The 14274-nt window shown below is 60.4% G+C and carries 13 protein-coding genes; 2 read left to right on the forward strand and 11 right to left on the reverse strand.

Translation table 11 applies throughout. The features are described 5' to 3' along the window. Positions 1-101: 101 nt before the first annotated feature. Both folB and folK read left to right on the forward strand, forming a co-directional pair. Positions 102-455 (forward strand): dihydroneopterin aldolase, encoded by a 354-nt coding sequence (folB, locus tag ACQKQA_RS27405; protein ID WP_427564326.1) that lies wholly within the window; start codon positions 102-104, stop codon positions 453-455. After that, entirely contained in the window at positions 446-979 is a 534-nt protein-coding gene (gene folK / locus ACQKQA_RS27410; protein ID WP_427564328.1) for a 2-amino-4-hydroxy-6-hydroxymethyldihydropteridine diphosphokinase, read from the forward strand. Before folB ends, folK begins: the two co-directional genes overlap by 10 nt. 67 nt (positions 980-1046) lie before the next feature. Here the strand turns inward: folK and ACQKQA_RS27415 are convergent, their stop codons facing one another. From ACQKQA_RS27415 to ACQKQA_RS27465, 11 genes are all read right to left on the reverse strand, one after another. Continuing rightward, positions 1047-2276 carry a multifunctional CCA addition/repair protein gene (locus ACQKQA_RS27415; RefSeq protein ID WP_427564330.1) on the reverse strand — a complete coding sequence of 410 codons (1230 nt, stop codon included), beginning with the start codon at positions 2274-2276 and terminating at the stop codon, positions 1047-1049. A 64-nt stretch (positions 2277-2340) separates the two neighbouring features. After that, a complete protein-coding gene (locus ACQKQA_RS27420; protein ID WP_427564332.1) occupies positions 2341-3903 on the reverse strand; it encodes a SpoVR family protein in 1563 nt (520 codons plus the stop codon). After that, a complete protein-coding gene (locus ACQKQA_RS27425; protein ID WP_427564334.1) occupies positions 3900-5171 on the reverse strand; it encodes a YeaH/YhbH family protein in 1272 nt (423 codons plus the stop codon). Before ACQKQA_RS27425 ends, ACQKQA_RS27420 begins: the two co-directional genes overlap by 4 nt. Before the next feature lie 190 nt (positions 5172-5361). Then, positions 5362-7284, reverse strand: coding sequence for a PrkA family serine protein kinase (locus ACQKQA_RS27430; protein ID WP_427564336.1), 1923 nt, complete (start codon positions 7282-7284; stop codon positions 5362-5364). A 297-nt stretch (positions 7285-7581) separates the two neighbouring features. Next, complete coding sequence (gene glpE, locus ACQKQA_RS27435; protein WP_427564338.1) at positions 7582-7911, reverse strand: thiosulfate sulfurtransferase GlpE; 330 nt, start codon at positions 7909-7911, stop codon at positions 7582-7584. A 32-nt stretch (positions 7912-7943) separates the two neighbouring features. Then, positions 7944-8825 carry a symmetrical bis(5'-nucleosyl)-tetraphosphatase gene (locus ACQKQA_RS27440; protein WP_427564340.1) on the reverse strand — a complete coding sequence of 294 codons (882 nt, stop codon included), beginning with the start codon at positions 8823-8825 and terminating at the stop codon, positions 7944-7946. Continuing rightward, positions 8825-9205 (reverse strand): Co2+/Mg2+ efflux protein ApaG, encoded by a 381-nt coding sequence (gene apaG, locus ACQKQA_RS27445; RefSeq protein WP_427564342.1) that lies wholly within the window; start codon positions 9203-9205, stop codon positions 8825-8827. Before apaG ends, ACQKQA_RS27440 begins: the two co-directional genes overlap by 1 nt. Before the next feature lie 123 nt (positions 9206-9328). Beyond that, on the reverse strand, positions 9329-10147 hold the full coding sequence (rsmA, locus tag ACQKQA_RS27450) for a 16S rRNA (adenine(1518)-N(6)/adenine(1519)-N(6))-dimethyltransferase RsmA (RefSeq protein WP_427564344.1): 819 nt from the start codon (positions 10145-10147) through the stop codon (positions 9329-9331). Continuing rightward, positions 10144-11133: a 4-hydroxythreonine-4-phosphate dehydrogenase PdxA gene (pdxA, locus tag ACQKQA_RS27455; protein WP_427564346.1), complete on the reverse strand. Its 990-nt coding sequence runs from the start codon at positions 11131-11133 to the stop codon at positions 10144-10146. Before pdxA ends, rsmA begins: the two co-directional genes overlap by 4 nt. Beyond that, entirely contained in the window at positions 11130-12446 is a 1317-nt protein-coding gene (surA, locus tag ACQKQA_RS27460) for a peptidylprolyl isomerase SurA (RefSeq protein ID WP_427564348.1), read from the reverse strand. The genes pdxA and surA overlap by 4 nt, the downstream gene beginning before the upstream one ends. Beyond that, the coding region (locus ACQKQA_RS27465) for an LPS-assembly protein LptD (RefSeq protein WP_427564350.1) at positions 12427-14274 on the reverse strand (1848 nt) is incomplete at its 5' end. The genes ACQKQA_RS27465 and surA, both read right to left, overlap by 20 nt.

Here is a 14274-nt window from a genome sequence, read left to right on the forward strand (position 1 = left end):
GGCGAAGATCGCCAGTAAACAAAACTTGCTATCTATTCCGGGCGAGGACGCCCTGTTTCTAACGGCGCATTGCGCCCTTGTCGTGCTGCGGAGAAGAGTGCTTGGACAGAGTGTTTATCGAGGGCCTGGAAGTCGACACGGTGATCGGAGCCTACGACTGGGAGCGAGGCATCCGGCAGTGCCTGCGCCTTGACCTGAGCTTCGCCTGGGACAACCGTCCGGCCGCCGCGGGCGATGACTTGACCCTGGCCCTCGACTACGCCAGCGTGTCAGCGCGGATTCAGGCGTTTGCCGAGCAGGCGCAGTTCCAACTGGTGGAAACCTTTGCTGAGCGTCTGGCTGAAGTGCTGATGAGCGAGTTCCAGATTCCCTGGTTGCACCTCAAGCTGACCAAGCCTGGCGCCGTCGCGGCCGCCAAAGGTGTTGGCGTGGAGATCGAGCGCGGATGTCGCTAACTCAGGTTTTCCTTGGGCTCGGCAGCAATATCGAGCGCGAAACCCATTTGCTGGCCGGGCTCGATGCCTTGGACGGTTTTCTGCTGGACATGCGCTGTTCGGCGGTATTCGAAAGCCAGCCGGTGGGCATCAAGAGCGGGCCTTTTTTCAATCTGGTGGTTTCGGCGTTCACCGATCTGCCGCTGATAGAGCTGGACCGCCGGTTGAAGTTCATCGAGGCGGACAACGGTCGTTATGCCCCGGACCGCAAGGGCTTGCCGCTGGATATCGATGTGCTGTTGTACGGCGACCTGGTGGGTAATTTCGACGGTCTGGTCCTGCCCCGCGCTGAAATCCTGAAGAACGCCTTTGTGCTCTGGCCTTTGTCGCTGATGGCTCCGGAGCGGATCCATCCGTTGGCGGTGCAGGACTTCGCGACTCTCTGGCGCGAGGCCCGGATCGATCAGGTGCTGGCGCCCGTGGCTTTTGAGTGGCGGGGCAGGCAATTGACTCCACCGGAGCTGGAGCAGCCCAGGTCGGCGTAGTGTTGGCCGATCTGCGGTAGGATCGCGAGCAGGCTTGTTCCCAGGGGCGGCTTGCTCGCGATATTTCTTACTGCGAATGCTGTTCCTTGTAGGCCTTCAGTGCCTTCAGTCGCTCCCGCTTCAGCGCTTCTCCCAACTCAGGCCCCTTGAATCCCTGTTCCAGCAGCGGTTGTACCGCCACCGTTCGCGCCGCGTTTGCCGCGCCGCGCAGGTAATCCGCCTGAGGATAGGCTCGCTCCTCCAGCCCGAGGCGGCCGCGGGCATCCATTTCACAGGCGGCGATAAACTCCTCGAAGCGCAGGGGGCGACGATAGACGTCAAAGCTTTGCAGCAGCTCCGCCAGGGTCGAGGGTTTCAGCTCGAGGGCACGATGGCCGTGGGTATGGTACTGGCCCACCAGCAGTGCCAGTTCCTGGCAGTCGCGTGGTGCCTTGAAACGTTCGTTGACGAGCTGGATCAGCCTCAGGCCCTTGTGCTCATGCGCGATGTGTTGCGGCCATTCGCTTGGTGGTGTCAGGCCCTTGCCCAGGTCGTGCAGCAGGCACGCCCAGCGCACGCTCAGCGGCTGCTGGTGCAGCGCCGACTGCTCCAGGACGCTCAGTGTATGTACGCCGGTGTCGATCTCTGGGTGGTGGGCCGCAGGCTGTGGAATGCCGAATAGGGCGTCCACTTCCGGCAGCAGGACCTGGAGCGCCCCACAGTCGCGCAGTACCTGGATGAATACTTGCGGGTGGTCTTCCAGCAGGGCGCGGGAGATTTCTTTCCAGCTGCGCTCCGGCGTCAGGGCTTCAAGCTCGCCTGACTCGCTGAGCTGGCGCATCAGTTCGAGGGTGTCCGCGGCCACCTGGAAACCGAGCCCGGCATAGCGCGCGGCGAAGCGGGCAACGCGCAGGACACGCAGGGGATCTTCGGCGAATGCCGGGGAAACATGGCGTAGCAAACGGTTCTCCAGATCCTGCTGGCCGTGATACGGATCCGTCAGGACGCCATGGTCGTCTTCAGCCATGGCATTGATCGTCAGGTCGCGGCGGATCAGGTCTTCTTCGAGCGTGACTTCGGGGCTGGCGTGAAAGGTGAAGCCACCATAGCCGCGACCGCTCTTGCGTTCGGTACGGGCCAGGGCATATTCCTCGCCGCTTTGGGGATGAAGGAAGACTGGAAAGTCCGAGCCCACCGGGCGAAAACCCTTGGCGAGCATGTCTTCGGCCGTGGCGCCGACGACCACCCAGTCGATGTCGGTTACCGGTTTGCCCAGCAGGCGATCGCGTACCGCACCGCCGACCTTGTAAATCTGCATAAAAAACCTCCGTTAGCCCGACAGAATAACCCTTGTGCCGAGCTTTCGGAGGTTTGTAATGGGCTCAGAGGTGGATGACAGCCAGGTCCAGGCGGCCGTAATCCCCTTCGTTGTGATCGCTTCTCGGAGGGACGTGGTGGGTTTTCATCACTTGGTCGCCCTGCAGGGTTTCCAGGTGGATGTCGAACCCCCATAGCCGGTGCAGGTGCTTGAGAACCTCATCGGTGGAATCGCCCAGCGGTTTGCGGTCGTGTTGTTGGTGGCGCAGGGTCAGGGAGCGGTCTCCGCGTCTGTCGATGCTCCAGATCTGCACGTTGGGTTCGCGGTTACCCAGGTTGTACTGGGCGGCCAGGGTCTCGCGGATGATCCGATAGCCGCTTTCGTCATGAATGGCCGGCACCAGCAGGTCGTCCCGCTGGTCGTCGTCCAGGATGCTGAACAGCTTGAGATCGCGGATCACCTTGGGCGACAGGTACTGCAGGATGAAGCTCTCGTCCTTGAAGCTGCTCATGGCGAACTTGATGCTGGAAAGCCAGTCGGTCCCGGCCAGTTCCGGGAACCAGCGGCGGTCTTCCTCGGTGGGTTCTTCGCAAATTCGCCGGATGTCGCGGTACATCGAGAAGCCCAGGGTGTAAGGGTTGATGCCGTTGTAGTAAGGGCTGTCGAAGCCCGGCTGGAACACCACGCTGGTATGAGAGGCGAGGAACTCCATCATGAAGCCATCGGTCACCAGGCCTTCGTCATACAGGTCGTTCATCAGGGTGTAGTGCCAGAAGGTTGCCCAGCCTTCGTTCATCACCTGGGTCTGGCGCTGCGGGTAGAAGTACTGGGCGATCTTGCGCACGATCCGCACGATCTCCCGCTGCCACGGCTCCAGCAGCGGCGCGTGTTTCTCGATGAAATACAGGATGTTTTCCTGGGGTTCGGCGGGGAAGCGCACGTTGTCCTTGTCGCTGAATTTGTCCGTGCCTTTGGGGATGGTGCGCCACAGGTCGTTGATCTGTTTCTGCAGGTGCTCTTCGCGGTCCTTTTGCCGGCGACGTTCCTCTTCCGCGGAAATCGGATAAGGGCGCTTGTAGCGGTCCACGCCGTAGTTCATCAGGGCATGGCAGGAGTCCAGCAGGTCTTCCACGGCATCGATCCCGTGGCGCTCTTCGCATTGCATGATGTACTGCTTGGCGAACACCAGGTAATCGATGATCGAGCTGGCATCCGTCCAGGTGCGGAACAGGTAGTTGCCCTTGAAGAAACTGTTGTGGCCATAGCAGGCGTGGGCTACCACCAGGGCCTGCATGCAGATGGTGTTTTCCTCCATCAGGTAGGCGATGCAGGGGTCCGAGTTGATCACGATCTCGTAGGCCAGGCCCATCTGGCCACGGCTGTAGGACTTTTCGGTGCTGAGGAAATGCTTGCCGTAGGACCAGTGGTGATAACCCAGGGGCATGCCGACGGACGCATAGGCGTCCATCATCTGTTCGGCGGTGATCACTTCGATCTGGTTGGGGTAGGTATCCAGGGCATAGCGTGCTGCGATACGGCTGATTTCGCGGTCATAGGCCTGGATCAGCTCGAACGTCCATTCCGAGCCGGTGGAAATAGGCTGGCGTTTCTGCTCTCTGGCGGTCATGTCACTAACCTGCGCTGGAAGAGTTCACGGAAGACCGGATAGATATCTCCGGCCGAGACCAGTTGCTGCTGGGCGAAAGTATCGGAAAAGGCTTCGGCGATGCGCTCGTATTCGAACCACAGGGCCTGATGTTCGCGCGGGGTAATCTCCACGTAAGTGTAGTACTGCACGAAGGGCATGATCTGGTTGATCAGGATGTCGCGGCAGATCGGCGAGTCGTCGTTCCAGTTGTCGCCATCGGAAGCCTGGGCGGCGTAGATGTTCCACTCGTTGCTCGGGTAACGCTCGGCCATGATCTCCTGCATCAGTTTCAGGGCGCTGGAGACGATGGTGCCGCCGGTTTCCCGGGAGTAGAAGAACTCCTCCTCGTCCACTTCGCGTGCGCTGGTGTGGTGACGGATGAACACCACGTCGATCTTTTCGTAATTGCGCTTGAGAAACAGGTACAGCAGGATGAAAAAGCGCTTGGCGATGTCCTTGGTCGCCTGGGTCATGGAGCCGGACACGTCCATCAGGCAGAACATCACCGCCTTGGAGCTGGGGTTGGGCTGCTTGATCAGCAGGTTGTACTTGAGGTCGAAGGTATCGAGGAACGGCACCCGGTGAATGCGTGCGCTGAGTCGCTCGATTTCCGCTTCCATTTCCTGGATATCGCCGAAGTTGTCCGGTTCTTCGCGTTTCAGGCGTGCAAGCTCTTCTTTGACTTCGCGCAGTTTCGCCCGGCTGCTGCCGGACAGGGCGATGCGCCGGGCATGGGCCGAGCGCAGGGTCCGAATGATGTTGATGCGCGAGGGATTGCCTTCGTTGCTGATCCCGGCGCGGACGGTCTTGAAGGTGTCGGTCCCGCTCAGGTTACGTTTGACCAGGTTCGGCAGTTCCAGGTCCTCGAACATGAACTCGAGGAATTCCTCCTGGGTGATCTGGAACACGAACTCGTCCATGCCTTCGCCGGAGTTACCGGCCTTGCCGCGGCCGCCTCCACCACCCCCGCCTTGAGGGCGCGCGATGTGCTCGCCAGCCGTGAATTCCTTGTTTCCCGGGTGCACCACGGTCTGTTTGCCGCCGCGCCCATGATGGAGCACCGGCTCATCGATATCCCGGCCAGGGATGCTGATTTGTTCGCCATGTTCCATGTCGGTGATGGAGCGGCGGCTGACCGCCTCTTCGACGGCTTTCTTGATGTGGTCACGGTAGCGCCGCAGAAACCGCTGGCGGTTTACCGTGCTCTTGTTCTTGCCATTGAGACGTCGGTCGATCACATAACTCATGACTGCTCCTTAGAAGCTGTCTTGAAGCTCGCAAACGGGCCGGCCGGGGCCGGGGTGATGGCAAGGGTGTCTTGCCGCCCGTACTCTGCCCGAGCCCCGCTGCGGACGTTCAAACGCGCTTCCTGAAGCCTGTGTAGCAGAAATCGCCAAGACAGGCTCCTGGCTGACGACAACCGGTGCAACCGGCGGGTTACTGCGATTTCCTGACCCGCAGATACCACTCGGACAGCAGTCGTACCTGTTTGTCGGTATAGCCACGCTCGACCATTCGGGTGACAAAGTCGTTGTGTTTCTGTTGGTCCTCTTTGCTCGCCTTGGCATTGAAACTGATGACCGGGAGCAGGTCCTCGGTGTTGGAGAACATTTTCTTCTCGATGACCACCCGCAGTTTTTCGTAGCTGAGCCAGGTTGGGTTCTTGCCATTGTTGTTGGCCCGGGCCCGCAGTACGAAATTGACGATCTCGTTGCGGAAGTCCTTCGGATTGCTGATGCCGGCCGGTTTCTCGATTTTTTCCAGCTCTTCGTTGAGTGCCACCCGGTTGAGGATCTCGCCGGTTTCCGGATCGCGATATTCCTGATCCTGAATCCAGAAGTCCGCATAGAGCACATAGCGGTCGAAGATGTTCTGACCGTACTCGCTGTAGGACTCCAGGTAGGCGGTCTGGATTTCCTTGCCGATGAACTCTATGTAGCGTGGAGCCAGGTATTCCTTCAGGAAGCGCAGGTAGCGCTCGCGGGTTTCGGCCTGGAACTGCTCCTGTTCGATCTGTTGCTCGAGCACATAGAGCAGGTGCACCGGGTTGGCCGCGATCTCGTGGGGGTCGAAGTTGAAGACCTTCGACAGGATCTTGAAGGCGAAGCGGGTCGAGAGGCCGTTCATGCCTTCATCCACGCCGGCGGCGTCGCGGTACTCCTGGATCGACTTGGCTTTCGGATCGGTGTCCTTGAGGTTCTCGCCGTCGTAGACGCGCATTTTCGAGTAGATGTTCGAGTTCTCCGGCTCCTTGAGGCGTGAGAGCACGGTGAATTGAGCGAGCATTTTCAGGGTGTCGGGGGCGCAATGGGCCCTGGACAGGGAGCTGTTGAACAGCAGCTTGTCGTAGATTTTGACTTCGTCGCTGACCCGCAGGCAGTACGGGACCTTGACGATATAGATCCGGTCGATGAAGGCTTCGTTGTTCTTGTTGTTGCGGAAGGTGTGCCATTCCGATTCGTTGGAGTGGGCCAGCAGGATACCGGTGAACGGGATCGCGCCCAGCCCCTCGGTGCTGTTGTAGTTGCCTTCCTGGGTGGCCGTCAGCAATGGGTGCAGCACCTTGATCGGTGCCTTGAACATTTCGACGAACTCCATCAGGCCCTGGTTGGACCGGCACAGTGCGCCCGAATAGCTGTAGGCGTCGGCATCGTTCTGTGGGAACTCCTCCAGCTTGCGGATATCGACCTTGCCCACCAGGGCGGAAATGTCCTGGTTGTTCTCGTCCCCCGGTTCGGTCTTGGCGACGGCGATCTGGTTGAGGATCGAGGGGTAGAGCTTGACCACTCGGAACTGGCTGATATCGCCCCCGAACTCGGACAGGCGCTTGGTGGCCCAGGGCGACATGATGGTGTTCAGGTAGCGCCGTGGAATACCGAAATCTTCCTCGAGGATCGCGCCATCTTCCGTGGCGTTGAACAGCCCGAGCGGCGATTCGAATACCGGCGAGCCCTTGATGGCGTAGAAGGGCACCTTTTCAATCAGCTGCTTGAGCTTTTCGGCCAGGGACGATTTACCGCCGCCGACGGGGCCGAGCAGGTAAAGGATCTGTTTCTTTTCTTCCAGGCCCTGAGCGGCATGGCGGAAGTAGGAAACGATCTGGTCGATGCATTCTTCCATGCCGTGGAAGTCTTCAAAGGCCGGATAGCGACGGATCACCTTGTTGGAGAAGATCCGCGACAGTCTCGAATTGGTCGAGGTGTCCAGCAGTTCCGGTTCGCCGATGGCCAGAAGCAGGCGTTCGGCGGACGACGCGTAGGCGCTGCGATCCTTTTTGCAGAGTTCCAGGTACTCCTGTAGCGAGAACTCTTCCTGGCGTGTGGATTCGAAGCGTTGTTGGAAGTGGCTAAAAATACTCATGACGTCACCTCGCTCGATACGTGGAGCCGACGTCGGATCAGTCAGTCAAGTGCTGGCACGCAACCGGGAGTCCGGCTGCTGTTTACCCCCCAGAACACTTTCAAAGCTATCGACCTTGAAAGCTAGTACCGATGACCCGCACGCCGGTGTACCGGCTCTCCCCTGTATGGATGGCCTGAGGCTAAGGATAGTTCGGAATCGGGGAGGTAAAGGTGGAATACGCGATTTGTTCAAGTGACCGTTCGTCACCTGTGGCGCCAGCCCGCGAATGGCGCGGGCTAGAGCATCGGAAAAAAATTATTCGGCGCCGCCCTGGGCGGTTTCCGCGGGGTAGGTGGATCGCCACAGTTCGAAACCGCCGTCCAGGCTGTAGACGTCGGAGAAGCCCTGGCTGATCAGGTAGGCCGCCGCGCTCTGGCTGGAGTTGCCGTGATAGCAGACGACCACCAGCGGGGCATCGAGATCGGCGCTGCGGATGAAGTCGGAGATGGAGTGGTTGTCCAGGTGCCTGGAGCCGCTGATGTGGTTCAGGGCAAAGGTCTGCGGGTCGCGGATATCGACCACCACGGCGCCTTGCTTGCGCAGGGCCTGGGCTTGTTCTGGGGGGATGCGTTTGAATTCGCTCATGGCGGGCTCCTGGGCCTGGTGGAAAGCGCAGTCTAGCGCTTGGCCGTGGTTGGCATGGGTTCGGGGATGGATGGAGCGGCCTGGGCCTTGAGGTGGCCGTGGGCGTCACACTCGCATTCCAGGCGTTGGCCGGTGTCGACGTTCAGCAGGGTCAGGGCGCCGCCCCAGACGCAGCCGGTGTCCAGGGCAGAGACGCCGGGCTCCTGGCAATTGCCTTCGAGGGCGGCCCAGTGACCGAAGATGATCTTCAGGTCCCGGGTCTTGCGTTCCTTGTGTTCGAACCAGGGGGCATAGCCCGGTGGCGCGGTTTCTGGTCCTTCCTTGCCTTTGAGGTCGAGCTTGCCGTCGCGGGTGCAGAAGCGCATGCGGGTGAAATAGTTGGTGATGACCCGTAGGCGGGTCACGCCTTTGAGTTCGCCGTCCCATTTCGTCGGTTCGTTGCCGTACATGCCGTCCAGGTAGGGTTCGAAACGGTTGTCGTCACGCAGGGCCTCTTCGACCTCGGCGGCGCATTTGAGGGCCTTTTTCAGTGACCACTGGGGCGGTATCCCGGCATGCACCAGGGCCACGTTGCGCTGTTCGTCATAGTGCATCAGCTTTTGCTGGCGCAGCCATTGGAGCAGTTCCTCGCCATCCGGGGCGTTGAGGATCTCGCTCAGGGTATCGGCTTTCTTCAGGCGCTCGATGTTGCGCCAGGCGGCCAGCAGGTGCAGGTCGTGGTTACCCAGCACGCACACCAGGGCGTCGCGCATGGCATACAGAAAACGCAGGGTTTCCAGCGACTGCGGGCCACGGTTGACCAGGTCGCCGACCAGCCACAGGCGATCCCTGGCCGGGTCGAAGGCGACCTTTTCAAGCAGGCACTGCAACGGTTCCAGGCAGCCTTGCAGGTCGCCGACGGCGTAGGTCGTCATCAGTGCAGGGCTCCGGGTACGGCCAGGCGGAACGGGGCGATGATGGCGTCGAAGTGTTTGCCGTCTTCGGCGAGCATCTGATAACTGCCCTGCATATTCCCAACGCGCGTGGTCATGACCGTGCCGCTGCTATAGGTGTGGCTTTGACCCGGGGCGATCAGCGGCTGCTGGCCCACCACGCCGGCACCGCGAACTTCCTCGACATGCCCGTCGCCATCGGTGATCACCCAGTGCCGGGAGAGCAGTTTGGCGGGCAGCAGGCCATTGTTCTGGATAGTGATGGTGTAGGCGAAGGCAAAGCGGTTCTGTTCGGGTTGCGACTGTTCGGCAAGGAAGCGGGTGACGACGCTGACGTCGATCTGATAGCGAGGATCGGACATGCAAGAGGCCTTTAAAACAAAGCGGGAGGCGGGGCAAAGCTGATGGAAGTCAGTCTAGGCCAAGTATCGGGTAGTAAACCAGACGTGGAGCCTGGCGTCTTACCCGATAGCGCGGGTGGCATGTCAGTTGGCGCTGGCAGTCCCTGGTGCTTGCTCGCTGAGTTTGTCGGCCAGGCGAACGAAGGCGGCCAGGTCCAGTTGTTCCGGACGCAGGCTGCCGTCGACGCCGGCGGCTTCGATCTCAGCGCTGGAGAGCAGGGCCTTGAGGGTATTGCGCAGAGTCTTGCGGCGCTGGTTGAAGGCCTCGCGAACGATGCGCTCCAGCAGGCGGTGATCCTTGGCCGGGTGCGGCAGCACGGTGTGTGGCACCAGGCGGACGATCGCCGAGTCGACCTTCGGTGGCGGGTTGAATGCGCCAGGGCCGACGTTGAACAGGTGCTCCACGCGGCAGTGGTACTGGACCATGATCGACAGGCGGCCCCAGTCACCGCCGCCCGGGCCCGCGGCGAGACGCTCGACCACTTCTTTCTGCAGCATGAAGTGCATGTCGCGGATCAGCCCGGCGTTCTGCAGCAGGTGAAAAATCAACGGGGTGGAGATGTTGTAAGGCAGGTTGCCGACCACGCGCAGGCTGCCGGGTGCGGCATTCAGGCTGTTGAAGTCGAACTTCAGGGCATCGCCCTGGTGCAGGCTGAAATTGTCTCTGCCTGCGAACTGCTGGTTGAGGATCGGTACCAGATCCTTGTCCAGCTCGACCACATCCAGTTGGGCGCCGCTGTTGAGCAGGCCCTCGGTCAGTGCGCCCTGGCCCGGGCCGATTTCCAGCATGCGGTCGCCGGACTTGGCATTGATGGAGCGCAGGATGCGGTCGATCACGCCGGCGTCATGCAGAAAGTTCTGGCCGAAGCGCTTGCGCGCCCGGTGCTGGTATTGCTCGGTCATAAACGGGTCTCGGCCATCTGGTAGGCGGTTTCCAGGGCGACTTTCAGGCTGCCGGTATCGATCTTGCCGCTGCCGGCCAGGTCCAGGGCGGTGCCGTGGTCGACCGAGGTGCGGATGATCGGCAGGCCCAGCGTCACGTTGACCGCGGCGCCGAAACCTTTGTATTTCAGCACGGGCAGCCCCTGGTCATGGTACATCGCCAGCACTGCGTCGCAGTGCTCCAGATATTTGGGGGTAAACAGAGTGTCGGCGGGCAGGGGACCGCGCAGGTCCATGCCTTCGTGGCGCAGACGCTCCAGGGTAGGTTCGATGATGTCGATTTCTTCATGGCCCAGGTGTCCGCCTTCGCCGGCATGCGGGTTGAGCCCGCAGACCAGGATGCGTGGCTGGGCGATGCCGAATTTGTTGCGCAGGTCGGCATGCAGGATGCGTGTGACCCGCTCCAGGCGTTCCGGGGTAATGGCGTCGGCGATGTCCCGCAGGGGCAGATGGGTGGTCACCAGTGCGACCCGCAGGCCATGGGTGGCCAGCATCATCACCACTTGTTCGGTCTGCGTCAGGTCGGCGAGAAATTCGGTATGGCCGGAAAAGGCGATGCCGGATTCGTTGATCACGCCCTTGTGCACCGGGGCGGTAATCATGCCGTCGAAATGCCCGTCCAGGCAGCCTTGGCCGGCCCGGGTCAGGGTTTCCAGGACGAATGCGGCGTTGGCCTTGTCCAGCTGGCCGGCAACGACCTTGGCCGCTAGCGGGGTATCCCAGACATACAGGCTGCCAGCGGCAGCCGGCTGGTCCGGCCAGCAGTCAGGGCCAACCGCGATCAGACTGACGGCCACACCCAGCTGCGCGGCCCGCTCGGCAAGCAGGTCGCGGCTGGTGATGGCAATCAGGGGATGTGGCTGTTGTTGCGAGGCGAGCAGCAGGCACAGGTCGGGACCTATGCCGGCTGGCTCGCCGGGGGTGAGCGCGAAACGCTTGGGTTTCACTGTGCCGCCTGGTCAGCGCCAGGAAGTTTGATCTCGACGTAGGCTTCATCGCGAATCTGGCGCAGCCAGGTTTGCAGCTCTTCGTCGTATTTGCGGTTACGCAGCACGGTCATCGCTTGCTGTTCGCGGGCCTGGCTAGTGCTGTCGGTGGCGCGGCGGCCAAGGACTTCCAGTACGTGCCAGCCATACGGGCTCTGGAACGGCTTGGACAACTGACCTTGTGGGGTCTTGGCCATCACGTCGCGGAACTCGGGTACCAGGGCGTTCGGATCGATCCAGTTGAGGTCGCCGCCGTTGAGGGCGGAACCCGGGTCTTCCGAATAGCTTTTCGCCAGTTCGGCAAAGTCTTCGCCGGCTTCGATGCGATCGTAGAGCTTTTGCGCCAGGCGCTTGGTCTCTTCTTCGCTGCGGATTTCGCTTGGCTTGATCAGGATGTGACGGACATGTACTTCGTCCCGCACCTGATTGCCGCCGCCGCGTTTTGCCAGCAGCTTCAGGATGATGAAGCCGCCTGGGGTACGGGCTGGCTGAGTGATGTCACCCACGGCCATGGCGCTCAGTTCGCGATCGAACGGCGGGGGCAGTTGAGCGGCTTTACGCCAGCCCATGTCACCGCCTTCCAGGGCGTTGTCGCTGCCCGAACGGGCGATTGCCAGCTGAGCGAAGTCAGCGCCTTGCTTGAGCTGCTGATAGACGTCCATGGCCTGGCGCGCGGCGCTCTGAATCGCTTCGGAGTTGGCGCTTTCCGGGGTTGGGATCAGGATATTGGCCAGGTGCAGTTCTTCCGACAGTTGCATCTTGCCCAGGTCGGAGGCGAGGAAGTTCTTCACTTCCTGCTCGGAAACCTGGATGCGTTCGGCAACCCGGCGCTGACGCACGCGGCTGATGACCATCTCGCGACGGATCTGCTCACGGGCATCCTGGTAGGACAGGCCATCGCGCGCGAGGGCAGCGCGGAACTGCTCGGGAGTCATGTTGTTACGCTGGGCAATGGTGCCAACAGCCTGGTTCAGCTCTTCATCGGTGATGCGGATGCCGGAACGATCGCCGATCTGCAGTTGCAGGTTTTCGACGATCAGGCGCTCCAGCACCTGTTGGTTCAGGACATCGGCGGGCGGCATACCGCCGCCACGCTTGGCGATGGTTTGCTGAACTTCGTGAACCCGTTGGTCCAGCTGGCTCTGCATGACCACGTCGTTGTCGACGATGGCTACCACTTTGTCGATAGGTTGTACCGCGGCGTTAGCCGCGGTGCCCAGGAACAGCGCGCCCAGCATCAGCGGGCGCAGACAATCAGAAAGCTTGGTCTTCACGTTCACGGTAACCTTGAATGCCTTTGTCGAGGAAGCTCTCTACCTTGGAACCAGTGAGGCCGCCGAGTCCTTTCAGGACAATTTGAAGGAAGAGGCCATGGTCGCCTTTCTCGTTCGAAGGGGCGTCTTGACTGAACTCGTCATACTTGACCCAGTAACGGTTGATCAGGCGCAGTTTCCAGCAGCAGTTGTCGTATTCGAAACCACCGAAGGCATCGAGAGTACGGTTGCGGTTGTAGTCGTACTGCCAGCGGCTGATCAGGTTCCACTGCGGCACGATCGGCCACATCACCGAGAAATCGTGCTGCTTGATCTTGTAGTAGTCCTTCACGTAACCAGGTTGACCAGGCGTACCGTAGTCGCCGCCGCCCACGGACCATTTGCCGGTGGACTGGTCGTAACGGACCAGGTCGTTGCGATAGCGATAACCGGCGTTGATGACCTTGTTCGGATTGTCTTCCGGCTGGTAGTGGAACATTGCACTGCCGGAGCGCGGGCTGCGGGTATCCGGATCCCAGTTGTAGTCGGCAGTGGTGCGCCAGTCGCGGTTCCAGCGGTACACGTATTCCAGTGCATAAGGAGAAACGTTGGAATGCGCGTCTTCGCGGATTTTCGCATCGATGCCCGGCAGTTGAACTTCGCGGTCCTTGAAGTACAAGGCCTGGCCGACGCTGATGCGCTGACGTTCGAAGCCGTTTTCTTCGATCCAGCGGTTGGTGATGCCGAGCGACAGTTTGTTCTCGTCGCCTACACGGTCGGAGCCGGAGAAGCGGTTTTCACGGAACAGCGACGAGTAATTGAACGTCGACTCGCCAGTATCGAATACCGGAATGTCGCTCTGGTCTTTCTCTGGTACGTAGAGATAGTAGAGGCGTGGTTCCAGGGTTTGACGATAGTTCTTGCCGAACCATTGGGTGTCGCGGTCGAAGTACAGGCCGCTGTCGATGCTGGCGATAGGTACGCCACGATTCTGATTGCGGCTGTAGGTACCGTTCAGACGATCCCCTTCAGAATTCTGACCAGCGATATCGGCTTTGCCTTTGTTATCAAGATCAAGATCGTACTGAGTGTACTGATACTTGAGAGATGGTTTCAGGAAACCATAAGTCCAGTTGAGGGGAAGACTTACAGATGGTGCAAGATTGAGACGATTACCATTGGCTCGAGCCAGGCCGAAGATATTGGTGTCTAGGCGAGGAGTGCTCCCACCATTTTCATCAATATAATTACCTGTTTTAAGGTCCCGATCGAACCTGACAATCTCAGACTCGTACTGGAGGTCCAGCCCGCCTGGATGCTGCGGCAGGAAACCATTCAAGGTGATTTGCGGTAGACGGTTATAAGGCGTGATGTTGGAAACCGTGGCCAGCTCGTAGGCCTGGGCATTGAGCCGCGCGGTATAGGTATCACCACGGTAGGTCACTGCGCCCTGCTGGTTGATGTAGTCACGGCTTTCCACGCCGATCTGGTCGCTTTGCAGATCCTGGAAGTAGTACGGATCGCTGATCTTGGTGTAGTCGACCTGGGTCATTACACGGGAATCGAGCCCACCCTTGTGCTGCCAGTTGTACATGTAGCGGGTTTTTTCGGAGTCCGACTGCAGCTTGCGGTCGTCGTTCTCGTCGTTGAGGTAAGCCGCGCCGAACTGACCTTCGCTGGACTTGGTCAGGTAGCGGAATTCGCCTTCCATCAACAGGCCGCGCTTGCTCATGTAGCGCGGGTACAACGTGGCATCGTAGTTCGGCGCCAGGTTGTGCTGATGCTGCTGCTCGGGCTGATGATGCAACGGCGCCGCCATTACCTGGAACGCATCGCCTTCGAAGCCAAT

This window comes from Pseudomonas sp. NPDC089530, from assembly GCF_050280705.1.
Lineage (GTDB): Bacteria > Pseudomonadota > Gammaproteobacteria > Pseudomonadales > Pseudomonadaceae > Aquipseudomonas.

Excerpts from the sequence above, each read along its gene's own strand:
- ACQKQA_RS27420 (WP_427564332.1), bottom strand. The coding sequence starts at position 3,903 with ATGACCGCCAGAGAGCAGAAACGCCAGCCTATTTCCACCGGCTCGGAA.
- ACQKQA_RS27440 (WP_427564340.1), bottom strand. The coding sequence starts at position 8,825 with ATGACGACCTACGCCGTCGGCGACCTGCAAGGCTGCCTGGAACCGTTG.
- apaG (WP_427564342.1), bottom strand. The coding sequence starts at position 9,205 with ATGTCCGATCCTCGCTATCAGATCGACGTCAGCGTCGTCACCCGCTTC.
- ACQKQA_RS27415 (WP_427564330.1), bottom strand. The coding sequence starts at position 2,276 with ATGCAGATTTACAAGGTCGGCGGTGCGGTACGCGATCGCCTGCTGGGC.
- glpE (WP_427564338.1), bottom strand. The coding sequence starts at position 7,911 with ATGAGCGAATTCAAACGCATCCCCCCAGAACAAGCCCAGGCCCTGCGC.
- rsmA (WP_427564344.1), bottom strand. The coding sequence starts at position 10,147 with ATGACCGAGCAATACCAGCACCGGGCGCGCAAGCGCTTCGGCCAGAAC.
- ACQKQA_RS27425 (WP_427564334.1), bottom strand. The coding sequence starts at position 5,171 with ATGAGTTATGTGATCGACCGACGTCTCAATGGCAAGAACAAGAGCACG.
- folK (WP_427564328.1), top strand. The coding sequence starts at position 446 with ATGTCGCTAACTCAGGTTTTCCTTGGGCTCGGCAGCAATATCGAGCGC.
- ACQKQA_RS27430 (WP_427564336.1), bottom strand. The coding sequence starts at position 7,284 with ATGAGTATTTTTAGCCACTTCCAACAACGCTTCGAATCCACACGCCAG.